Annotated in this window: 20 protein-coding genes and 1 riboswitch; of the genes, 12 read left to right on the top strand and 8 right to left on the bottom strand. The window is 71.7% G+C overall.

The window, feature by feature from the left end; translation table 11 throughout:
- Positions 1-93: 93 nt before the first annotated feature.
- Entirely contained in the window at positions 94-693 is a 600-nt protein-coding gene (locus ACFVYK_RS20955; protein ID WP_389776052.1) for a peptidoglycan DD-metalloendopeptidase family protein, read from the bottom strand.
- 279 nt (positions 694-972) lie between these two features.
- Between ACFVYK_RS20955 and rpsB the strand changes: the two genes are divergently transcribed.
- The 11 genes from rpsB (at position 973) to ACFVYK_RS20900 (ending at position 13,190) form a co-directional block, all read left to right on the top strand.
- Entirely contained in the window at positions 973-1,914 is a 942-nt protein-coding gene (gene rpsB, locus ACFVYK_RS20950; RefSeq protein ID WP_389776049.1) for a 30S ribosomal protein S2, read from the top strand.
- A 156-nt stretch (positions 1,915-2,070) separates the two neighbouring features.
- Positions 2,071-2,907 (top strand): translation elongation factor Ts, encoded by an 837-nt coding sequence (gene tsf, locus ACFVYK_RS20945; RefSeq protein WP_389776047.1) that lies wholly within the window; start codon positions 2,071-2,073, stop codon positions 2,905-2,907.
- 189 nt (positions 2,908-3,096) lie between these two features.
- Positions 3,097-3,855: a UMP kinase gene (gene pyrH / locus ACFVYK_RS20940; RefSeq protein ID WP_389776045.1), complete on the top strand. Its 759-nt coding sequence runs from the start codon at positions 3,097-3,099 to the stop codon at positions 3,853-3,855.
- A 173-nt stretch (positions 3,856-4,028) separates the two neighbouring features.
- Positions 4,029-4,586, top strand: a complete 558-nt coding sequence (gene frr / locus ACFVYK_RS20935) for a ribosome recycling factor (RefSeq protein ID WP_389776042.1) — start codon at positions 4,029-4,031, stop codon at positions 4,584-4,586.
- The gene (locus tag ACFVYK_RS20930) at positions 4,586-5,782 is read left to right on the top strand and encodes a phosphatidate cytidylyltransferase (RefSeq protein WP_389776039.1); all 1,197 of its coding nucleotides are present in this window, start codon (positions 4,586-4,588) and stop codon (positions 5,780-5,782) included. Before frr ends, ACFVYK_RS20930 begins: the two co-directional genes overlap by 1 nt.
- Positions 5,783-5,927: 145 nt before the next feature.
- Entirely contained in the window at positions 5,928-6,377 is a 450-nt protein-coding gene (locus tag ACFVYK_RS20925; RefSeq protein WP_389776036.1) for an SRPBCC family protein, read from the top strand.
- 886 nt (positions 6,378-7,263) lie between these two features.
- Positions 7,264-8,370 carry a 23S rRNA (adenine(2503)-C(2))-methyltransferase RlmN gene (rlmN, locus tag ACFVYK_RS20920; RefSeq protein WP_389776033.1) on the top strand — a complete coding sequence of 369 codons (1,107 nt, stop codon included), beginning with the start codon at positions 7,264-7,266 and terminating at the stop codon, positions 8,368-8,370.
- 22 nt (positions 8,371-8,392) lie between these two features.
- Positions 8,393-8,501: riboswitch (TPP riboswitch) on the top strand.
- Positions 8,502-8,579: 78 nt separating this feature from the next.
- Positions 8,580-9,662: a thiamine ABC transporter substrate binding subunit gene (locus ACFVYK_RS20915; RefSeq protein ID WP_389776031.1), complete on the top strand. Its 1,083-nt coding sequence runs from the start codon at positions 8,580-8,582 to the stop codon at positions 9,660-9,662.
- The gene (locus ACFVYK_RS20910; RefSeq protein WP_389776028.1) at positions 9,638-11,308 is read left to right on the top strand and encodes an ABC transporter permease; all 1,671 of its coding nucleotides are present in this window, start codon (positions 9,638-9,640) and stop codon (positions 11,306-11,308) included. Before ACFVYK_RS20915 ends, ACFVYK_RS20910 begins: the two co-directional genes overlap by 25 nt.
- A complete protein-coding gene (locus tag ACFVYK_RS20905; RefSeq protein WP_389776026.1) occupies positions 11,308-12,330 on the top strand; it encodes an ABC transporter ATP-binding protein in 1,023 nt (340 codons plus the stop codon). The genes ACFVYK_RS20910 and ACFVYK_RS20905 overlap by 1 nt, the downstream gene beginning before the upstream one ends.
- 23 nt (positions 12,331-12,353) lie before the next feature.
- Positions 12,354-13,190, top strand: a complete 837-nt coding sequence (locus ACFVYK_RS20900) for a maleylpyruvate isomerase N-terminal domain-containing protein (RefSeq protein ID WP_389776023.1) — start codon at positions 12,354-12,356, stop codon at positions 13,188-13,190.
- 54 nt (positions 13,191-13,244) lie between these two features.
- On the opposite strand, the gene ACFVYK_RS20895 is transcribed toward ACFVYK_RS20900, so the two are convergent.
- The 7 genes from ACFVYK_RS20895 to ACFVYK_RS20865 form a co-directional block, all read right to left on the bottom strand.
- Entirely contained in the window at positions 13,245-13,982 is a 738-nt protein-coding gene (locus ACFVYK_RS20895; RefSeq protein ID WP_389776020.1) for an LAETG motif-containing sortase-dependent surface protein, read from the bottom strand.
- 163 nt (positions 13,983-14,145) lie between these two features.
- Complete coding sequence (locus ACFVYK_RS20890) at positions 14,146-15,276, bottom strand: LOG family protein (RefSeq protein WP_389776018.1); 1,131 nt, start codon at positions 15,274-15,276, stop codon at positions 14,146-14,148.
- Positions 15,277-15,363: 87 nt separating this feature from the next.
- On the bottom strand, positions 15,364-15,783 hold the full coding sequence (locus ACFVYK_RS20885) for a VOC family protein (RefSeq protein ID WP_389776016.1): 420 nt from the start codon (positions 15,781-15,783) through the stop codon (positions 15,364-15,366).
- A 207-nt stretch (positions 15,784-15,990) separates the two neighbouring features.
- Positions 15,991-17,415: a hypothetical protein gene (locus ACFVYK_RS20880; RefSeq protein ID WP_389776014.1), complete on the bottom strand. Its 1,425-nt coding sequence runs from the start codon at positions 17,413-17,415 to the stop codon at positions 15,991-15,993.
- Positions 17,397-18,140 carry an ABC transporter ATP-binding protein gene (locus tag ACFVYK_RS20875; RefSeq protein ID WP_389776011.1) on the bottom strand — a complete coding sequence of 248 codons (744 nt, stop codon included), beginning with the start codon at positions 18,138-18,140 and terminating at the stop codon, positions 17,397-17,399. The genes ACFVYK_RS20880 and ACFVYK_RS20875 overlap by 19 nt, the downstream gene beginning before the upstream one ends.
- A gap of 193 nt (positions 18,141-18,333) precedes the next feature.
- Positions 18,334-19,698, bottom strand: coding sequence for an aspartate aminotransferase family protein (locus ACFVYK_RS20870; RefSeq protein WP_389776008.1), 1,365 nt, complete (start codon positions 19,696-19,698; stop codon positions 18,334-18,336).
- 19 nt (positions 19,699-19,717) lie between these two features.
- Positions 19,718-20,236 (bottom strand): Lrp/AsnC family transcriptional regulator, encoded by a 519-nt coding sequence (locus ACFVYK_RS20865; RefSeq protein WP_389776005.1) that lies wholly within the window; start codon positions 20,234-20,236, stop codon positions 19,718-19,720.
- Positions 20,237-20,414: 178 nt separating this feature from the next.
- Here ACFVYK_RS20865 and ACFVYK_RS20860 point away from each other — a divergent pair, with 178 nt between their 5' ends.
- Positions 20,415-21,863 (top strand): gamma-aminobutyraldehyde dehydrogenase, encoded by a 1,449-nt coding sequence (locus tag ACFVYK_RS20860; protein ID WP_389776003.1) that lies wholly within the window; start codon positions 20,415-20,417, stop codon positions 21,861-21,863.
- The last annotated feature ends 435 nt before the right edge of the window (positions 21,864-22,298 follow it).

The following is a 22,298-nucleotide window of genomic DNA, read 5'->3' as shown; positions in this document are numbered from 1 at the left end:
GTCGTGGTGGTGGGGTCGGCGGGCAGGGTGTGCTGGTGCTGGTGCGGGCCGTGGGCCCGGGTGTGGGGGTGGGGTCCGGGTCGGTGGGCCGGGTCACGGCTGGGGGGCGCCCAGGACCGGTAGGAGTCGGGCCGGGCCCCTCCGCCTCAGCCACGGCGGCAGGAGTGACAGCGGGTCCAGATAGGTCTCGCCTCGCAGGAGCCCCCAGTGCAGGCAGCCGCCGGTGCAGTGCGCGCCCACCGGCTCGACCGCGCCGACGACCTGTCCGGCGACCACCCGGTCGCCCTTGCGCACCGACGCCCCTACCGGCTCGTACGTCGTCCGCAGGGGCGGCTCGCCCGTCGCCGTGAGTTCCACCGCGACGACGCCTCTGCCCGCCACCCGCCCCGCGAAGGACACCCGTCCGGCGGCCACGGTCCGCACCGGGGCACCCGGCGCGGCCGCCAGGTCGACGCCCCGGTGACCGCGGGCGTACGGCGTCGCCGGCGGCTCCCAGCCGCGGACCACCGGCGGGCGCGAGCCCACCGGCCAGACCCGGGCCACCGCCGGGACGCCGGGGGCGGACGAGGCGGGAGGAGCGGGCGGGGGCGCGGGGGCTCGGGGCGGGATCGCCGGGGCCGCCCAGCCCACCGACGCCAGCAGCATGATCGTCAGCAGCGGCGCCAGGCCGCCGAGGAGTCGCTTCGCGTACATGCGAGAACCGTTCCGCATCCCGCCCGTCGCGGCCCGGCCCTGTGGATCGCCCGCCGGTTGTGGACATCGGCGTCACCCGGCGCCCCGCGGGTCCCGTACACTTCTCATGGCGATCCGGGTCACCGGGTCGACTTCGCACGCCCCGGTATCGGGGGCCGGCTCCGGCCGGTCTTCGGTGCCCGCGCCCCTCGGTCCTCAGTGGCTCGGCGCATCGCGGGCGTCAGGCGCGGGAGCCGTCCGGCTTCCGCGGCACAACCGAGAAAAACGAGGAGAACGGCCATGGCCGTCGTCACGATGCGGGAGCTGCTGGAAAGCGGCGTCCACTTCGGTCACCAGACCCGTCGCTGGAACCCGAAGATGAAGCGCTTCATCTTCACCGAGCGCAACGGCATCTACATCATCGACCTGCTCCAGTCGCTGTCGTACATCGACCGCGCCTACGAGTTCGTCAAGGAGACCGTCGCCCACGGCGGCACGGTCATGTTCGTCGGCACGAAGAAGCAGGCGCAGGAGGCCATCGCCGAGCAGGCCACCCGCGTCGGCATGCCCTACGTCAACCAGCGCTGGCTGGGCGGCATGCTCACCAACTTCTCGACCGTCTACAAGCGCCTCCAGCGCCTCAAGGAGCTCGAGCTCATCGACTTCGAGGACGTCGCCGCCTCGGGTCTGACGAAGAAGGAGCTCCTGGTCCTCTCGCGTGAGAAGACCAAGCTCGAGAAGACCCTCGGTGGTATCCGCGAGATGTCCAAGGTGCCCAGCGCCGTCTGGATCGTGGACACCAAGAAGGAGCACATCGCGGTCGGCGAGGCCCGGAAGCTCAACATCCCGGTCGTCGCCATCCTCGACACCAACTGCGACCCCGACGAGGTCGACTACAAGATCCCGGGCAACGACGACGCGATCCGCTCCGTCACCCTGCTCACCCGCGTGATCGCCGACGCCGTCGCCGAGGGCCTCATCTCCCGTTCCGGCGTCGCCACCGGCGACAAGGGCGAGAAGGCCGCCGGCGAGCCGCTGGCCGAGTGGGAGCGCGACCTCCTCGAGGGCGACAAGAAGGCCGACGCCGAGAACGCGGACGACGCCGAGAAGCCCGCCGAGGCCGCTGCCGAGGCCCCCGCCGCCGAGGCTCCGGCCGCCGAGGCCGAGGCTCCGGCCGCCGAGGCCCCCGCTGCCGAGGCCCCCGCCGAGGCCGCTCCGGCCGCCGAGGGCGAGCAGGCCTGACTCAGGCCGTGAGCCGTTCGGTCGCCGTCGCGTCCGCACGGCCCCAGGGATGAAGTGACGGCGGGAGGCGCCGAGTGCGCCGCCCGCCGTTCGCCCACAGCCCCCAGATCTTCGTAGATCTTCGAGACTTCGAACTCCGAGAGAGATTCACAGATCATGGCGAACTACACCGCCGCTGACGTCAAGAAGCTCCGTGAGCTCACCGGCGCCGGCATGATGGACTGCAAGAAGGCGCTGGACGAGGCCGAGGGCCACGTCGACAAGGCCGTCGAGGCGCTCCGCATCAAGGGCCAGAAGGGCGTCGCCAAGCGCGAGGGCCGCTCCGCCGAGAACGGCGCCGTGGTCTCGATCATCGCCGACGACAACTCCTCCGGCGTCCTCGTCGAGCTGAAGTGCGAGACGGACTTCGTCGCCAAGGGCGACAAGTTCCAGGCCGTCGCCACCGCGATCGCCGAGCACGTCGCCAAGACCTCCCCGGCCGACCTCGAGGCGCTGCTCGCGTCCGAGATCGAGCCCGGCAAGACCGTCCAGGCGTTCGTGGACGAGGCCAACGCCAACCTCGGCGAGAAGATCGTGCTGGACCGCTTCTCGCAGTTCACCGACGGCTACGTCGCCGCGTACATGCACCGCACGATGCCCGACCTGCCGCCGCAGATCGGTGTCCTCGTCGAGCTGGACAAGCCGAACGCGGAGATCGCCAAGGGCGTCGCCCAGCACATCGCCGCCTTCGCGCCGAAGTACCTCTCCAAGGAGGACGTGCCGGCCGAGGTCGTCGAGTCCGAGCGCCGCGTCGCCGAGGAGACCACCCGCGCCGAGGGCAAGCCCGAGGCCGCCCTGCCGAAGATCGTCGAGGGTCGCCTCAACGGCTTCTTCAAGGACGCCACGCTGCTCGGTCAGCCGTACGCGCTCGACAACAAGAAGCCCGTCCAGAAGGTCCTGGACGAGGCCGGTGTCACCCTGAAGCGCTTCACGCGCATCAAGGTCGGCATCTGAGTCCGTACCGCGATCGACGCGTCGGCCCGATAGGGTCGGGTGCAGTCGTCCGGTACGCCGTCACGCGCACGTGTGACGGACGACAGCAGATCTGACGAGGAGGCCATTGCCGCGCACGGGTTGCCCACGACACCCCACCGGCAGTGGCCTTCTTCGTATGTGCACCACGTGAAAGAGGCGGGATCTCCCATGACCACCAAGGCTCAGAAGAGCGACGACGGCAAACTGCACGGCCGGTTTCTGCTGAAGCTGTCCGGTGAGGCGTTCTCCGGCGGCGGAGGCCTGGGCGTGGACCCCGACGTGGTGCACAAGATCGCCCGGGAGATCGCGGCCGTCGTCCGCGACGGCGCCGAGATCGCCGTCGTCATCGGCGGCGGCAACTTCTTCCGCGGCGCCGAGCTCCAGATGCGCGGCATGGACCGGGCCCGCTCGGACTACATGGGCATGCTCGGCACCGTCATGAACTGCCTCGCCCTCCAGGACTTCCTGGAGAAGGAGGGCATCGACAGCCGCGTGCAGACCGCCATCACCATGGGCCAGGTCGCCGAGCCGTACATCCCGCTGCGGGCCGTGCGGCACCTGGAGAAGGGGCGCGTGGTCATCTTCGGCGCCGGGATGGGCATGCCCTACTTCTCGACCGACACCACCGCCGCCCAGCGCGCCCTGGAGATCGACGCCGAGGCGCTGCTCATGGGCAAGAACGGCGTGGACGGCGTCTACGACTCCGACCCGAAGACCAACCCGGCGGCCGTCAAGTTCGACGCCCTCGGCTACGGCGAGGTCATCACGCGCGACCTCAAGGTCGCCGACATGACCGCGATCACGCTGTGCCGCGACAACAAGCTGCCGATCCTCGTCTTCGAGCTTCTCGCCGAGGGCAATATCGCCCGCGCCGTCAAGGGTGAGAAGATCGGCACGCTCGTGGGTGAGCAAGGCAGCCGGTCCTGACCGGTGCCATCCCGGTTTTCCACGACAACGTCTGACCGGGGGACGGACCCGGGTCGGGGGATGGACAATGTCCTGCCGGTCGGGAACCGTGCAGGAAGAAGACGCGACGCAGCCGGCCGCCGCCCTCACAGGGATCCGGAGCCGGGCCTACTCAAGACACGCAGGAGCAAGTGGTGATCGAAGAGACCCTCCTCGAGGCCGAGGAGAAGATGGAGAAGGCCGTCGTGGTCGCCAAGGAGGACTTCGCCGCGATCCGCACCGGCCGTGCGCACCCGGCGATGTTCAACAAGATCGTGGCCGACTACTACGGCGCGCCGACGCCGATCAACCAGCTGGCTTCGTTCTCCGTGCCGGAGCCGCGCATGGCGGTCGTGACGCCGTTCGACAAGACCGCGCTGCGCAACATCGAGCAGGCGATCCGCGACTCCGACCTTGGCGTCAACCCGAGCAACGACGGCAACATCATCCGAGTGGTGTTCCCCGAGCTGACCGAGGAGCGCCGCCGCGACTACATCAAGGTCGCCAAGAGCAAGGGCGAGGACGCCAAGGTGTCCATCCGCGCGGTCCGCCGCAAGGCCAAGGACGCGATCGACAAGCTGATCAAGGACGGCGAGGTCGGCGAGGACGAGGGCCGCCGTGCGGAGAAGGAGCTCGACGACACCACCGCGAAGTACGTCGCCCAGGTGGACGAGCTCCTGAAGCACAAGGAATCGGAGCTCCTCGAGGTCTGATGAACGACTCTTCCTGGGGTTCACCGCCACAAGCCGGGTCGCGGGCCGGGTACTGGGAGCCCGCCGACCCGGGGCTCGCCCAGGGGGCCGCCCCGGCGGGTCCCGCGTACGATGCGCCTGAGGCGCAGCAGACTCGCCCCATGCCCATCGTCCCCGACGTACCCGCACACGGCGGAAACCAGGATGACGACCGGGGGGCCGCTCGGCTGGGCGGTCCCCTGTTCCCAGACGAGAGCCACGGCCACGCGCCCTACGGCGGCGAGCCCCACGGCCGCGCCGCTCACGGCGACGACACCTCGACGGCACAGCCCCCTGCGGCGATGCCGCAGAATCCGGAGCCCATGCCCGACGCCCCTCACCCGGCGCCCGCGCCCCAGAAGAAGAGCGCGGGCCGAGACCTGGGCGCGGCCATAGGAGTCGGCGTCGGGCTCGGCGCGGTCATCGTCGCGTCGTTGTTCGTCGTCAAGGCCGTGTTCGTCGGCGTGATAGCGGTGGCCGTCGTCGTCGGCCTGTGGGAGCTCACCAGCAGGCTGCAGGAGCGCAAGGGCATCAGGGCGCCGCTCGTGCCGCTCGCGGTCGGCGGCGCGGCGATGGTCGTCGCCGGGTACGTCCGGGGCCCCGAGGGCGCCTGGGTCGCCATGGCCCTCACCGCGCTCGCGGTGCTGGTCTGGCGGATGACGGAACCGCCCGAGGGCTACCTCAAGGACGTCACGGCCGGCGTCTTCGCCGCCTTCTACGTCCCGTTCCTGGCGACGTTCGTCGCCCTGATGCTGACCGCCGACGACGGCGCCCTCCGCGTCCTGACGTTCCTGCTGCTGACGGTCGTCAGCGACACCGGCGCCTACGCGGTGGGCTGGCGCTTCGGCAAGACCAAGCTCGCCCCGCGCATCAGCCCGGGCAAGACCCGCGAGGGTCTGCTGGGCGCGGTGTCGTTCGCGATGGTCGCCGGCGCGCTGTGCATGCAGTTCCTCATCGACGACGGCGTCTGGTGGCAGGGGCTGGTGCTCGGCTTCGCCGTCGCGGCCAGCGCCACGCTCGGCGACCTCGGTGAGTCCATGATCAAGCGGGACCTGGGCATCAAGGACATGGGCACCCTGCTCCCGGGCCACGGCGGCATCATGGACCGGCTGGACAGCCTGCTGCCGACGGCACCGGTGGTCTGGGCCCTGTTCGTCCTGTTCGTGGGGTCCGGCTGACCCGCGCGCGGCACCCCGGCTCCTGCGGGCCCTCGTCCTGATCGACCGGGACGGGGGCCCGCTGCCGTGGTCGTCAGCCCGGGCCGGTGGGACGATTCTGGTGAAGGCCGCACAGGGGGGATCGCCCTGAAAGGGGGCGGGCTGTATGTCCGACTTCCATGAATCGATCGACGTCGACGCCACTCCCGACGATGTATGGGCCTATGTCACCGACCCCTCCCACCTGCCCGAGTGGCAGGCGAGCGCGGTGTCGGCGGAGCAACTCGGCCCCGAGCCGGCCGGTGTCGGCTCCCAGGTGCGGGTCACACGGCACATCGGCAGCCGGGACATGCCGATGACCATGGAGTACACCCACTACGACCCGCCGCACTCCTGGACCCTGCAGGGCGTCGACGGCCCGGTGCGCGGCCACTTCCACGGCGAGATCCTCCCGATCGACGACGGCCGCCGCTCCCGCGTGATCATGGATCTCGACTTCGAGGGCAAGGGCATGGGCAAGATCCTCGTGCCCCTCGTCGTCCGCCGCCAGGTCCGCAAGGAGTTCCCGGTGAACGAGCGACTGCTGAAGGACCGTCTGGAGCACCGGACGGTATGACACCCGCAGGCGGCTGGGCCGCGGCGACGAGAAGATCCCGGTGAGCCCCGGACGCGGCCCGGTGAGCCCCGGACGCGGCCCGGTCGGCCCCGGACGCGGCCCCGGCCGTCTGGTGCGCCCGACCGGCCATGGCCTGAGTGCGACGCCGACCGCGTGATCATGTGCAGGCTCTGGATCGTCCGCGCCGTCGGCGGTACCTTCCCACCATGACCGACAATCGAAAGGGCAATGCCGCGTAGGCGCCCGTCTGCCGTGCGGGACGACCTCCCCGTGCGCGTCTCCCGCCCGTGCCCCCGCCGCCCGTGTCCGCCGATCGACAGGCTGTCCGGGGCATGCGCGGCCCACATCCGCAGGCTGGAAATCAGGCGTTTCTGGCCAGGCGACACAGCCAGAGCCTTTCGGCACTGGGCCGCCTTGGCACACGGCCCGCTCAAGAGGTTGGCTGATCCCTCCACTTCCACCAGGTGTGGCATCCCCGAGTGCGGTTGTGATCCGGGCCACTCCCGCGATCACCTTGAAGCGATCATGCGTGCCTTGCCCAGGAAGTCGGCACGAGAGCTACGCGCGCTGGTCCAGGATCTCGACGCCAAGATCCTCGGACGAGCCCGAGTCGTCCGTGCCCCTTCGCCCGACGTCCCGTGGTGGCGCGATCAGCTCTGAGGACCCGCCGATGGCGCCCGTGCCTCATCCGTTCCCGAGCGTGCGGGGAGCCGCGGGCGACCACGGTGGCAAGCCGGCCCCGAGCAGCGCAACGACCCCACGCGCCCCGGGCCGCCCCTGGGCCGTGCGATGCCGGCCGGCGCCCCAGACGGCACCGACGGGGTGACCACCCCCACCCCGCTCCCGGCCTGGGGCCCCGGCGATGATCTGCCACACTGGACGTGTTATGCCTGCACCCGGAGAACTCACTTTCGTCGCCCCCCGCGGAGCCAAGAAGCCGCCGCGGCATCTCGCCGACCTCTCGCCCGCCGAGCGGAAGGAGGTCGTGGCGGAGATCGGGGAGAAGCCCTTTCGTGCCAAGCAGCTCTCGCAGCACTACTTCGCCCGGTACGCGCACGACCCGGCGGAGTGGACCGACATCCCGGCCGGCTCCCGCGAGAAGCTGCGTGAGGCGCTGCTGCCGGATCTGATGTCGGTCGTCCGGCATCTGTCGACGGACCAGGGGACCACCCGTAAGACCCTGTGGCGGCTGTTCGACGGCACGCTCGTGGAGTCCGTGCTGATGCGGTACCCGGACCGGGTGACCATGTGCATCAGCTCGCAGGCGGGATGCGGGATGAACTGCCCGTTCTGCGCCACCGGACAGGCGGGGCTCGACCGGAATCTGTCCACCGCCGAGATCGTGCACCAGATCGTCGACGGGATGCGGGCGCTGCGCGACGGCGAGGTGCCCGGCGGGCCCGCGCGGCTGTCCAACATCGTCTTCATGGGGATGGGCGAGCCGCTCGCCAACTACAACCGCGTCGTCGGCGCCATCCGCGCGCTGACCGATCCGGCGCCGGACGGGCTCGGGCTGTCGCAGCGCGGGATCACCGTGTCGACGGTCGGGCTGGTGCCGGCCATCCGCCGGTTCTCCGACGAGGGCTTCAAGTGCCGGCTCGCGATCTCCCTGCACGCTCCCGACGACGAGCTGCGCGACACCCTCGTCCCCGTGAACACGCGGTGGAAGGTGCGCGAGGTGCTGGACGCCGGGTTCGAGTACACCGAGCGGTCGGGTCGTCGGCTGTCCATCGAGTACGCGCTGATCCGGGACATCAACGACCAGGCGTGGCGTGGCGACCGGCTCGGCCGGCTGCTGCGCGGCAAGCCCGTGCACGTCAACCTCATCCCGCTGAACCCGACGCCGGGCTCGAAGTGGACGGCGTCCCGGCCGGAGGACGAGAAGGCCTTCGTCGAGGCGATCGCCGCGCACGGGGTGCCCGTGACCGTGCGGGACACCCGTGGCCAGGAGATCGACGGGGCGTGCGGTCAGCTCGCGGCCACCGAGCGGTAGTCTGAGGACCGTACACATCTTCATATTCCGACAGGGGAGCGCCACAGCGCTGAGAGTGCGGCACCCAGGCCCGCAGACCCTCTGAACCTCGCCCAGGTCATTCTGGGTAGGAAGTTCGGTCATCACTCGAGCTGTTGCGCCCTGCCCGGCGTTCCGTGCGGACCCGGGCGGGGCCGCGTCTCTTCCTGGTCAACCCAGGAGGAAAACCAGTGCAGAACAAGACCTTCGTGGCCGTGGCCGTCGGACTCGGCCTGGTCGCTTTGTCCGCGTGCGGGTCGTCGGACGGGAAGGAGACGGCGGGCTCCGCGGGCTCCCGGACCGTCACCCTCGTCAGCCATGACTCCTGGGCCGTGTCCAAGGGCGTGCTCGCCGACTTCGAGAAGCAGTCCGGGTACAAGGTGAAGGTGCTCAAGGACGGCGACGCCGGGCAGGCCGTCAACAAGGCGATCCTCACCAAGGACAACCCGCAGGGCGACGTCTTCTTCGGCGTCGACAACACCCTCCTCTCCCGCGCCCTCGACAACGGGCTGTTCCAGCCGTACGAGGCCAAGGGACTGGCGCAGGTCGGCAGCCAGTACCAGGTGGACGCGGGGAAGCACCGGGTCACGCCCGTCGACTTCGGCGACATCTGCGTCAACTACGACAAGGCGTACTTCGCCGAGCACGAGCTGGCCCCGCCCGCCTCCTTCGACGACCTGGTGAAGCCCGCCTACAAGGACCTCCTCGTCACCGAGAACGCCTCCACCTCCTCGCCCGGGCTCGGCTTCCTGCTCGGCACGGCCGCGCAGTACGGCGACGGGGGCTGGGAGGGCTACTGGAAGAAGCTCAAGGCCAACGGCGTGAAGGTGGTCGACGGCTGGGAGCAGGCCTACAACGAGGAGTTCTCCGGTTCCGCCGGGGGCAGGAAGGCGAAGGCCGACCGGCCGCTCGTGGTGTCCTACGCCTCCTCGCCGCCCGCCGAGGTGATCTACGGCGACCCGAAGCCGGCCACCGCGCCGACCGGCGTCGCTTCCGGCACCTGCTTCCGGCAGATCGAGTTCGCGGGGCTGCTGGACAACGCGGCCGACAGCGAGGGCGGCAAGGCGCTGATCGACTTCCTGATCAGCAAGAGGTTCCAGCAGGACATGCCCCTCAACATGTTCGTGTATCCGGTGGTGAAGGGGGCGGCCGTCCCCGCCGAGTTCACCGCGTACGGGCCCGCCGCCGCGCACCCCGAGACCATGGACCCGGCGAAGATCGCCGACAACCGTGACGACTGGGTCAAGTCATGGACCTCGCTCGTACTGAAGTGACCGGGCGCGGGGCCCGCGCGGGGAGCGCGGCGCGGCTCGGTCTCCTGGCCTTGCCCGTCGCGTTCTTCGCGGTCTTCTTCGCCTACCCGGTCGCGGCCATCGTCGCCCGGGGGCTCCACGTCGACGGCTCGTGGCGCTTCGGGCGGCTGTGGGACGTGCTCGGGCAGTCCGACGTCCGCCACGTGCTGTGGTTCACCGCCTGGCAGGCGCTCGCCTCCACCGCGCTCACGCTGCTGGTGGCGCTGCCGGGCGCCTACGTGTTCGCGCGCCTGGACTTCCCGGGCAAGCAGGTGCTGCGCGCCGTCGTCACCGTGCCGTTCGTGCTGCCCACGGTGGTCGTCGGCACCGCGTTCCTCGCACTCGTCGGGCGCGGCGGGCTGCTCGACGAGCTGTGGGGCGTCCGCCTCGACACCACCGTGTGGGCGATCCTGCTCGCGCACGTCTTCTTCAACTACGCGGTCGTCGTGCGCACGGTGGGCGGGCTGTGGGCGCAGCTCGACCCGCGGCAGGAGGAGGCGGCGCGGATGCTGGGCGCGTCCCGGCTGCGGGCCTGGCGCACGGTGACCCTGCCGGCGCTTGGGCCGGCCGTCGCCGCGGCCGCGCTGATGGTCTTCCTGTTCACCTTCACCTCCTTCGGCGTGGTGCAGATCCTGGGCGGCCCGACCTTCTCCACCCTCGAAGTGGAGATCTACCGGCAGACCTCCGAGATCTTCGACCTGTCCACGGCGGCCGTCCTCACGATCGTCCAGTTCGCGGCCGTCGGCGCGATCCTCGCCGTGCACGCCTGGGCGGTGCGGCGGCGGGAGACCGCGCTGCGGCTGGTGGACGCGGCGGGCACGGCGCGTCGGCCGCGCGGGACCGCGCAGTGGGCGCTGCTGGCCGGGGTGCTCGCGAGCATCGCCGTCCTGCTGGTCCTGCCGCTCGCGGTGCTCGTGCAGCGCTCGCTGGACGCGCCCGGCCTCGCCTACTACCGCGCGTTGACCGGCGACGACGGCAACGTGTTCCTGGTCCCGCCGATCGACGCGATCGGCAACTCGCTGGAGTACGCCGTCGCCGCGACCGCGATCGCCGTGGCTGTCGGCGGGCTCGCCGCGGCCGCGCTCACCCGCAGGGACGCCGGACGGCTGGTCCGCGGCTTCGACGCGCTGCTGATGCTGCCGCTGGGCGTCTCCGCGGTGACCGTGGGCTTCGGGTTCCTCATCGCGCTCGACGAGCCGCCGCTGGACCTGCGCGGCACCTGGATCCTGGTGCCGCTGGCGCAGGCTCTGGTCGGCGTCCCCTTCGTCGTGCGGACCATGCTGCCGGTGCTGCGGGCGGTGGACCATCGGCTGCGGGAGGCGGCGGCCGTGCTCGGTGCGTCGCCCTGGCGGGTGTGGCGCGAGGTCGACCTGCCGATGGTGCGGCGGGCGCTGCTGGTCGCGGCCGGGTTCGCCTTCGCGGTGTCGCTGGGGGAGTTCGGGGCGACGGTGTTCATCGCGAGGCCCGACAACCCGACGCTGCCGGTGGCCGTGGCGCGGCTGCTGGGGCGGGCCGGGGAGCTCAACTACGGCCAGGCGATGGCGCTTTCGACGATTCTGATGGTGGTGTGCGCGGTGGCCCTGCTGGTGCTGGAGCGGCTGAGGACCGACGGGACGGGGGAGTTCTGATGCAGCTGCTCGAACTGGAGCGGGCCACCGTGCGGTTCGGCGGGCGGGCCGTGCTGGACGCGGTCGATCTCGCGGTCGCCGAGCACGAGGTGGTGTGCGTGCTCGGGCCCAGCGGGAGCGGCAAGTCGACGCTGCTGCGGGCCGTGGCCGGTCTGCAGCCCCTGGACTCCGGGCGGGTCCGGCTCGACGGGCGCGATCAGGCGGGGGTGCCCGCGCACCGGCGGGAGCTCGGGCTGATGTTCCAGGACCACCAGCTGTTCCCGCAGCGCGACGTCGGCGGCAACGTGGCCTTCGGGCTGCGGATGCACGGCATGGTCGGGCAGCGGCAGGGCGAGCGGGTGAGGGAGCTGCTCGACCTCGTCGGGCTGCCGGGCGCGGCCGGGCGGGCCGTGGCCTCCCTCTCCGGCGGTGAGCAGCAGCGGGTGGCGCTGGCCAGGGCCCTCGCGCCGCGCCCCCGGCTGCTGATGCTCGACGAGCCGCTCGGCCAGCTCGACCGGTCGCTGCGCGAGCGGCTGGTCGTCGAACTGCGGGAGCTGTTCGGCCGGTTGGGGACGACCGTGCTGGCCGTGACCCATGACCAGGGCGAGGCGTTCGCGCTGGCCGACCGGGTCGTGGTGATGCGGGACGGCCGGATCGCCCAGTCCGGTACGCCGCTGGAGGTGTGGCAGCGGCCGGCGGACGCCTTCGTGGCCCGCTTCCTCGGCTTCGACAACGTGGTGGCGGCCACGGTCACGGGGGAGGTGGCGGTCACGCCGTGGGGCAAGGCCCCGGTGCCGGCCGGGTCCGGTCAGGGGGCGCGCACCCTGCTCGTCCGGCCGGCCGGCGTGCGCCTGGGGGACGCGGAGGACGGTCTGCGCTGCACGGTCGCCGGCCGCACCTTCCGGGGCACGCATGTCGCCCTGCACCTCCAGCCGGAGGGCGCGCCGAGGCTGGAGGCGGCGTGCGCGCTGCGCGACGCGCCGGAGGTCGGAAGCGCGGTGGGGGTGTCCTTCGATCCGGCCGACATCGTGGTGCTGGACTGAGCCGGGGCCCTAGGGTCTTGCGCATGACTGTTCTCACGCATGAGCGGTATTGCGACGAAATCGCCCACCAGGTGGGCGAGTTGAGGACCGTGGTGACCTCTGGGGCGGACCTGGCGGCGACCGTGCCCACCTGTCCCGACTGGTCGCTGGAACAGCTCGTGCGGCATCTGGGCGGCGCCCTGCGCTGGGTCGACGCGCTCGTGCGGACACGGGCGCAGGAGAACATCCCGGACGAGCGGATCGCGTTGCTCGGCGGACCGGACGCCGAGGGCGACCCGGCCGCGCTCGACGCCTGGCTCGCGCAGAGCGCCGAACTGGTCGTCGGCGCGCTGCGCGAGGCCGGCCCGGACACGAAGGTCTGGGGCTGGGCCGGCGTGTTCGACAGCGGCTTCTGGGCGCGCCGGATGACTCATGAGATCACCGTGCACCGCGCCGACGCCGCGCTCGCCGCCGGACTGCCCTACGCGGTGGCGCCCGACGTGGCCGCCGACGCCGTGGACGAGTGGCTGGAGCTCGTGCGGTGGGTGCAGCGCAACGAGCCGCAGCCGGCGGCCGGGGACCTGCCGGCCGCCGACCGCACCATCCAGCTGCACGCCACGGACGCGCCGGCCGAGCCGGACGCCGGACGAGGCGGGGTGACGGTTCCCCCGGGCGAGGCGTGGGGACGGGTGATCGAGCTCACCGAGCAGGGCGTCGTCCGGCGCCCCGGCCATGAGGAGACGGCGGTCACCCTGCGCGGCCCGCTCACGTCCGTGCTGCTCGCCTTCTACGGCCGGCTGCCGCTGGACAGCCCCGGGCTGGAGGTCCTCGGCGAGCGCGAGGTGCTGGAGTCCTGGCTGGCGAAGACGGAGTTCGGCTGAGGGCCTGGCCCGAGGCCGTCCGCGTGCTCGCTGGGCGTCGGTCGGCCGTGCGGGTCAGCGCTGGCTGGATCCGCGGCGGCGCATCCCGAAGAACACCGCGCCGCCGCCGACGGCGACCAGGGCGGCCGCGATGCCGACGATCAGACCGGTGTTGGAGTTGGCGCCGGTCTCGGCGAGGTTGGACTCCTGGGCCGCGGGCGACGGGGCGTTGCTCGCGGGGGCCGGGACCGGGGCCGCGGCGCTGCCGCTCGCCGAGTCGGACGGGGGCGCCGACGGGGTGGCCGTCTCGGCCGGCGCAGCGGTCTGCGACGGGGTCGAGGACGGGGTCGAGGACGGCGTCGAGGACGGGGTGGTGGTCGGGGTCGTCGTGTCCTCGGCCTTGCAGGCCTCGGACGGGGTGGTCACGTTCGGGGCGATGTCCGCGTCGACGAACGTCTTCTTGCCCTTGACGGCCAGGACGTGGACCCGGTAAACGGCGTTCGGCTCCCAGTCCTCGGCGAAGGAGACGGTGACGCCCTTCTTCGAGCCGGTGACCGTCTGTTCCGTGCCGACCTGCCGGAGGTCGGCGCCGTTGTTCTCGAGGAAGACGGTGATGACGGCCGGGACGCGGGTGGCGTCCTTGTCGGTGACGGTGATGACGCCCTTCGTGCCGTCACAGGCGGCAGCGGCGGAGAACTCGGTGATGTCGCAGGCCAGCGCGGTGCCGGCGGCGCTGAGCGCGAGGGCCGCGGAGGCGGCGGTGACTCCGAGCAGGCGCACCGAACGGGCGGCGGTACGGCGGGAAAGGGACACGTTTGTCCTTTACGGGAAGCGCAACTGCGGGGGGTGGAGGGGGAGATGGCGCCCCCGGGTGAGCCGAGTGCGTCACCATCCCCAGCAGGCTCACAGGTCTATAAGCGTTTCATAAGAAGTGTCAATGCGGCGACCCCTCTGAGTGGTTGGCTTTACGAGCTTATTAACCAGCGAGACGTTTCAGCGCCTCCGGCGCCTCCTCGATCCGGTCAACCAGGGCGATACGGGACTCCATCGACCGCTCCCGGGCCAGCGAGCGCAGCAGCGGCCAGGCCGGGAGGCGTTCCGTCCAGTGCGCGCGGTTCACGAGCACCATCGGCGTCGGCTCGCCTCGCGACTCGTAGTAGTTGGGCGTCGCGTTGTCGAAGATCTCCTGGACGGTCCCGGCGGCGCCCGGCAGGAACACCACGCCCGCCGTGCAGCGGGCCAACAGGCCGTCCTCGCGGGTGGCGTTGGAGAAGTACTTGGCGATGTGCGCGGCGAACGGGTTGGGCGGCTCGTGGCCGTAGAACCAGGTGGGGACGGCGACCGAGGGGCCGCCGCCGGGCCAGTTCGCGCGGACCTCGAACGCGGCCCGCGCCCAGTCGGTGACCGACGGGGTGAACTTCGGCGCCTTGGCGAGGATCCGCAGGGCCTCGGTGAGCATCCCGGCCTCGAAGGGGGCCGCGTAGGCGCCGAGGTTGGCCGCCTCCATGGCGCCGGGTCCGCCGCCCGTCGCCACCGTGAGTCCGCCGCGCGCCAGTTCACGGCCCAGCCGGGCCGCACCCGCGTACTCCTCGGTGCCGCGCGCCATCGCGTGACCGCCCATCACGCCCACCACCCGCGCGCCGACGAGCAGTTCGTCGAGGGCGTCCGAGACGGCGTCGTCGTGGATCGAGCGGAGCATCGAGCCGAAGATGTCGCCGTCGGACCTGGTGCGCTGGAACCACGCGTACGTCAGAGCGTCGGGGGTCGCCTCGTACCCCTCGTCGAGGGAGGCGAACAGTTCGTCAGGGGAGTAGACGTAGCCGCGGTAGGGGTCGAAGGACAGGCCCGGGACGGGCGGGAAGACCAGGGCGCCGCGGGCACGCGCGCGGGCGGCCGCCTCGGGATCCATCGGGCAGCCGAGGAAGACGGCGCCCGAGGTGTCGAGGGAGAGCAGGGCGTCCGTACGGTTCGTCAGGTCGACGGACTGGACGCGGAAGTGGGAGAGCGTGCCGTGAGCGGCGACCACCTCGTCGAACTCGGCGAGGGACTCGATCTCACGGTCGTGGGGGGAACCGTCGAAGGGCTGGGCGGGTGTCGTCGGATGCACCCGCCCATGCTAGGCACCGGTGGGCCGGCGATCGGGGCCGTCGCCGGTCTCCGTCTCGGCTCGGCCCCGGTTCGGCGTCGGCGCCGGTCAGCCCTGGACGGCCGACGGGTCCATCCAGACGATCTCCCAGGTGTGCCCGTCGAGGTCGTCGAAGGAGCGGCCGTACATGAAGCCGTGGTCCTGGGTCTCGCCGCTGGGCGAACCGCCCAGTGCGAGCGCCCGGTCGACCAGCTCGTCGACCTTCTCGCGGCTCTCGGCGCTGAGCGCGATCAGCACCTCGCTGGTGGTCGCGGAGTCCGCGATCTGCTTCTTGGTGAAGGTCGAGTAGAACGGCTTGGTGAGCAGCATCGCGACGATCGTGTCGCTGATCACCACGGAGGCCGCGTTGTCGTCGCTGAACTGCGGGTTGATCGAGTAGCCGAGCTCCGTGAAGAACTTCTTCGAGGCGTCGAGGTCGTTCACGGGCAGGTTCACGAAGATCATCTGCTGGTGGCCCGAGGTGCTCATCTGGTCTCTCCCGGAGGATCGCTGCCGCTGTGTGCGTTGTCGGTGGGTAGACCGGGGGTCCGCGCGAAACTCATCGGCCCCGGGAGATCTCTTCTGCGCCGGTCTTCTGCCGGAGTGCTTCGGTGCCGGAGCGCGGTGGTGCCGGAGGGCGGTGGTGCCGGAGTGCTGCGGCGCCGAAGTGTTGGAGTGCGAGGTGCGGCAAGCGGGTCAGCGCAGCAGCGGGAGGGCGGCCAGTTCGGCCACGACCAGGGTGAGCGGGACGAAGAGCGCCAGCAGGGCGGCGGTGCGCAGGGCGGCGGCGCCGCGCAGCGTCTTGGCGGGGGCGCCCAGGCGCAGCAGGGCGGCCGTGGTGTCGGCGCGGGACTGCCTGGCCTCCACGGCCGCGGTCAGCAGGGTGGCCAGGGTGCAGCCGGCCACCACCAGGGCGCCGAGGGTGGTGAGGGGTCCGAAGGAGGGGTCGGCCGGGTCGTACAGCCTGGCCATCGTGTACGCGCCGGAGGCCACCGCGCAGACCACGCCCAACGGACGGCCGATGCGGGCGGCCTCCTGCATCAGTCCGCGCCCTGCGAGGAGGCGCAGGGCACCCGGGCGGGCCGACTGCAGCAGGCGGCCGCACAGATGGGCGAGGCCGGGGCCGGCGAGCGCGAGGCCCACGGCGGTGAGCGTCCACCCGAGCAGGACGGCGGCCGGGCCGGTGGGCAGGCCCCCGGGCAGGGGGAGCCCGCCCACGTCGGGACCGCGGTCGGCGTACGCCTCCACGGCCAGACCGACGGCCAGCAGGGCCGTGCCCCAGGGGAGGGCTGTGGGGTCGGGGGCCGGGACGTCCCGAGGGAGGTCCTGGGGGACGTCCTGAGGCGCTGAACCGTTCACGCAACCGTTCACGGGGCCCGAGGCCGTCTCCACGGGGGCGCCGTTCACCGGGGCGGGGGACGCGTCGTCCGGAGTCGAGGGCGAGCCGTCGGCCGCCTGGGCCCGGACGGTCGCGGCGCCGGCGGCCGCGGTGGGGCGGACGGCCCGGCTGCCGAATCTGCCGTAGGCCCCGAACGTCTCTCCCGGGCCCGCCGTCGCGTACGCCCCGAACCGGCCGAACATCCTGGGCGTCGCCCGGGCCGCCACCCGCGCGTCCCGCGGGCGCAGCATCAGGACCACCGCGACCGACGAGGACACCGGCGCCAGGGCCAGCAGGGTCAGGGCGCCAGGCCATGGCAGCGGCCGGCCGGCCGCCAGGAAGTCCTCGGCCGCTCCGTCGAAGGGCATGCCCGAGAGGTCGCCGCGCAGATGGAGGAAGACCAGCAGTGCCAGCATGGAGCCGAGCAGCGTCGACAGGGCCGTCGTCAACGCCGAGACGGCCATCAGCCGGCCCGGACCCAGGCCGATCGCCGCCAGTCCGGGGCGGGGCCGGGTGCCCGGGTCGGTGCGGGCCACCGCCAGCGCGAGATGGACGGTCGCCGCCAGCGGGACCACGCACCAGGCCAGCCGGAGTGCGGAGGCCGCGGAGTCCTCGGGGTGGATCAGGGCGTGGCCGAGGGTGCTCAGCAGGAGGAAGCCGGTGCCCGCCGACGCCGCCGCCACCAGCAGACGGCGCAACTGGACGGCGGGTCGGGCGCTGCGGGTCAGACGGACAGCGAGCACGCCGCCCCCCGGCCTTCCGACTCCGTGACCGGGGGAAGGTGGACCGTCCTGACCCGGCGCCCGTCCAGCAGCGGCACGGTCCGGTCGGCGAGAGCCGCCGTCTCCGGGTCGTGGGTGGCCAGCACCACCGTGATGCCGTGCGAGCGGGCGGCCGTCGTCAGGGTGCGCAGGACCTGGGCCCGGTCCGCCCGGTGCAGGGGCGCCGTCGGCTCGTCCGCGAACAGCACCGAGGGGGCCGGGGCCAGGGCGCGGGTGATGCAGACCCGCTGACGCTCGGCCTGGGTGAGCTCGTGCGGGCGGCAGTGGGAGCGGTCGCCGATGTCCAGGCGCTCCAGCCACTCCAGCGCGGCGACCTTGGACCGACGGCGGCTGGTGCCGCGCAGCATCAGGGGGAGGGCCGCGTTCTCCCAGACGTTGAGCTCGGGGACGAGGAGCGGCGCAGGGTCGATCCAGCCGAAGCGGTCGCGGCGCAGCCGTTCGCGGGCCATCGGGCCCATCGTGTGCACGGGCACGCTGTTGAACCAGACCTCCCCGCGCTGGGCGGACGCCAGACCCGACAGACAGCGCAGCAGGGTCGTCTTGCCGCTGCCGCGCGGTCCGCTGACGGCGAGGATCTCGCCCTCCCGCACACCCAGCGACACCCCGCCCAGCCCGGGGGAGCCGTCGGGGTGCGAGAAGTGCAGGGAGCGTGCCCAGAGCACGTCGTTGTCCGGCGGGGCCTCCATGGCGTACACCTCGGTTCAGATCTGTGGTTCCCGTGCCGTTCCCCCGTGCGGGGGAACGAGGACAGGGCCGATCGGTCACTGGCACGCTAAGGAGGCGAGGGCGGCCTTCCGGACAGCACGCGGCCCCGGGCCGCCGTTTCTCACTCGAACGGTCGACGCCGGGGCAGGTGTTGATCAGCTGATCAGGCTGACGTCACAGCTTCGTCCACGCCTCCGTGAGGGTGGCGCGCAGGATCTGCTCGATCTCGTCGAAGGTCTCCTGGTTGGAGATCAGCGGCGGGGCGAGCTGGACGACCGGGTCGCCGCGGTCGTCGGCACGGCAGTACAGGCCGTTGTCGTAGAGCGCCTTGGAGAGGAAGCCGTACAGGACGCGCTCGGTCTCCTCGTCGTCGAACGACTCCTTCGTCGCCTTGTCCTTGACGAGTTCGATGCCGTAGAAGAAGCCGTTGCCGCGGACGTCGCCGACGATCGGCAGGTCGTGCAGCTTCTCCAGGGTGGAGCGGAACGCGCCCTCGTTGTCCAGCACGTGCTGGGTGAGGTTCTCGCGCTCGAACAGGTCGAGGTTGGCGAGGCCGACGGCCGCGGACACCGGGTGGCCGCCGAAGGTGTAGCCGTGCAGGAAGGTGTTGTCGCCCTTGTAGAACGGCTCGGCGAGCTTGTCGGAGATGATGCAGGCGCCGATCGGGGAGTAGCCCGAGGTCATGCCCTTGGCGCAGGTGATCATGTCCGGGACGTAGCCGAACTTGTCGCAGGCGAACATCGTGCCGAGGCGGCCGAAGGCGCAGATGACCTCGTCCGAGACGAGCAGCACGTCGTACTGGTCGCAGATCTCGCGCACCCGCCGGAAGTAGCCGGGCGGCGGCGGGAAGCAGCCGCCGGCGTTCTGGACCGGCTCCAGGAAGACGGCCGCGACCGTGTCCGGGCCCTCCATGAGGATCTGCTGCTCGATCTGGTCGGCGGCCCAGCGGCCGAAGGCCTCCGGGTCGTCGCCGAACAGCGGGGCGCGGTAGATGTTCGTGTTGGGCACCTTGTGCGCGCCCGGGACGAGCGGCTCGAAGGGAGCCTTCAGGGCCGGCAGTCCGGTGATGGACAGGGCGCCCTGCGGGGTGCCGTGATAGGCGACCGCGCGGGAGATGACCTTGTACTTGGTCGGCTTGCCCTGCAGCTTGAAGTACTGCTTGGCGAGCTTCCAGGCGGTCTCCACGGCCTCGCCGCCGCCGGTGGTGAAGAAGACCTTGTTCAGGTCGCCCGGCGCGTGGTCGGCCAGGCGCTCCGCCAGTTCCACTGCCTTGGGGTGGGCGTAGGACCACACCGGGAAGAACGCGAGCTCCTGCGCCTGCTTGAAGGCCGCCTCGGCGAGCTCCACGCGCCCGTGGCCCGCCTGGACCACGAACAGGCCCGCGAGACCGTCGAGGTAGCGCTTGCCCTTGTCGTCGTAGATGTAGGTGCCCTCGCCCCGGACGATGGTCGGGACCGGCGAGTTCTCGTACGAGGACATGCGGGTGAAGTGCATCCACAGGTGGTCGTACGCGGTGCGGCTGAGGTCCTTGGTGCTCACGGTTATCGGGTCCTCACGGTTATCGGGTTCCCCACATGTAGGTCTGCTTCTTCAGCTTGAGGTAGACGAAGCTCTCGGTGGAGCGCACGCCGGGCAGGGCGCGCATGCGTTTGTTGATGACGTCGAGGAGGTGGTCGTCGTCCTCGCAGACGATCTCGGCGAGGACGTCGAACGAGCCCGCCGTCATCACCACGTACTCGACCTCCGGCATGGCGGTCAGCGCGTCCGCGATGGACTCGACGTCCCCCTCGACGTTGATCCCGACCATCGCCTGCCGGCGGAAGCCCACGGTGAGCGGGTCCGTGACGGCGACGATCTGCATCACGCCCTGGTCGAGCAGCTTCTGGACGCGCTGGCGCACGGCCGCCTCGGACAGGCCCACGGCCTTGCCGATCGCGGCGTACGGCCGACGGCCGTCCTCCTGCAACTGCTCGATGATGGCGAGGCTCACGGCATCCAGGTGAGGGGTGCTGCCGTTCCTGGACTCGCGGGAGTCCCTGTGCTCTGCGCTTCGACTGGCCACGGCCACACTGTGCACGACGTCTCGACAGTTCCGCAAGGTCGAGGCGATGAAATTCGTTGTTTACGTGTGTGAGATCTGCGGATTCCGCAGCCGTCACGCGATCGGGGGTGTTGAAAACGCGGGCGCGCGGATTAGGGTGGTGTCTCAGTCCATGGACACCCCCAGCAGTAAGAAACCGATCAGGAGGCCGGCAGTGAGCACCGAGCTGCGCCGGATGCGCAAACTACGGAATTACATCGCCGGCGAGTTCCGGGACGCCGCCGACGGACGGACCACCGAGGTGGTCAACCCGGCGACGGGTGAGGCGTACGCGACCGCGCCGCTGTCCGGCCCGGCGGACGTCGACGCCGCCATGGCGGCCGCCGCCGAGGCCTTCCCGGGCTGGCGCGACACCACCCCGGCCGAGCGCCAGAAGGCCCTCCTCAAGATCGCGGACGCGTTCGAGGAGCGCGCCGAGGACCTCATCGCGGCGGAGGTGGAGAACACGGGCAAGCCGATCGGCCTGACCCGCTCCGAGGAGATCCCGCCGATGGTGGACCAGATCCGCTTCTTCGCGGGCGCGGCCCGGATGCTGGAGGGGCGCTCGGCCGGCGAGTACATGGACGGGATGACCTCGATCGTCCGCCGTGAGCCGGTCGGCGTCTGCGCGCAGGTCGCGCCGTGGAACTACCCGATGATGATGGCGGTGTGGAAGTTCGCCCCGGCGATCGCGGCCGGCAACACGGTGGTGCTCAAGCCGTCGGACACCACCCCGGCCTCCACCGTCCTGATCGCCGACATCATCGGCTCGATCCTGCCCAAGGGCGTCTTCAACGTCGTCACCGGAGACCGGGACACCGGCCGGCTGATGGTCGAGCACCCGACCCCGGCGATGGCCTCCATCACCGGCTCGGTCCGCGCCGGCATGTCGGTCGCCGAGTCCGCGTCCAGGGACCTCAAGCGGGTCCACCTGGAGCTCGGCGGCAAGGCGCCGGTCGTCGTCTTCGAGGACACCGACATCGCCAAGGCCGTCGAGGACATCTCCGTCGCGGGCTACTTCAACGCCGGCCAGGACTGTACGGCCGCCACCCGCGTGCTGGTCCAGGAGTCGATCCACGACGAGTTCGTGGCCGCGCTCGCGAAGGCCGCCTCCGAGACGAAGACCGGGCAGCCGGACGACGAGGACGTGCTGTACGGGCCGCTCAACAACCCCAACCAGCTCCAGCAGGTGGCCGGCTTCATCGAGCGGCTGCCCGCCCACGCCAAGGTCGAGGCGGGCGGTGAACGGGTCGGCGACAAGGGCTACTTCTACGCCGCGACCGTGGTCAGCGGGCTCAAGCAGGACGACGAGATCATCCAGAACGAGGTCTTCGGCCCGGTCATCACCGTGCAGTCCTTCACGGACGAGAACCAGGCCGTGGAGTGGGCCAACGGCGTCGACTACGCCCTCGCCTCCTCGGTGTGGACGAAGGACCACGGCCGGGCGATGCGGATGTCCAAGAAGCTCGACTTCGGCTGCGTGTGGATCAACACCCACATCCCGCTGGTCGCCGAGATGCCCCACGGCGGCTTCAAGAAGTCCGGCTACGGCAAGGACCTCTCGGGCTACGGCTTCGACGACTACACCCGCATCAAGCACGTCATGACGTCCCTGGACGCGTAGCGCTCCGCGGGTTCGGCCGCAGACGGGCACGGCGGTTCTCCGCCGTGCCCGTCGCGTTCGCGGGCCGGCGCGTCCCGCGGGCCCGCGGACTGCGACCCTGTCGGCGGCCCGTCGCCGGCACAGGGCGGCCGCGGGGCGCGCCTCGTGCGAGGGGCAGGGTCGCTCCCGGGCCGGGACACCTCGACCGCCGCGCCCGCGCCCGCGCCCCCGCCGATTCCGAGCGGTGCGTCACCGGGACCGGGAGAGGACGGGCGAACGTGGCCCGTCCGCCCGTCCGCCCGTCCGCCCGTCCGTCCGTCCGGCTGTCCGCCTGTCCGCCCGCCGGTCCGTCCGTCCGCCCGCCTGTCCGCCTGTCCGTCGGTCCGCCCGTCCGTCCGTCGGTCCGTCCGTCCGTCGGTCCGTCCGGCCGTCCGTCGGTCCGGCCGTCCGTCGGTC

It is taken from the genome of Streptomyces sp. NPDC058291, from assembly GCF_042880855.1.
GTDB lineage: Bacteria > Actinomycetota > Actinomycetes > Streptomycetales > Streptomycetaceae > Streptomyces.
Note: the sequence above shows the minus strand (reverse complement) of the source record. Positions and strands in the feature narration are given on the sequence as shown.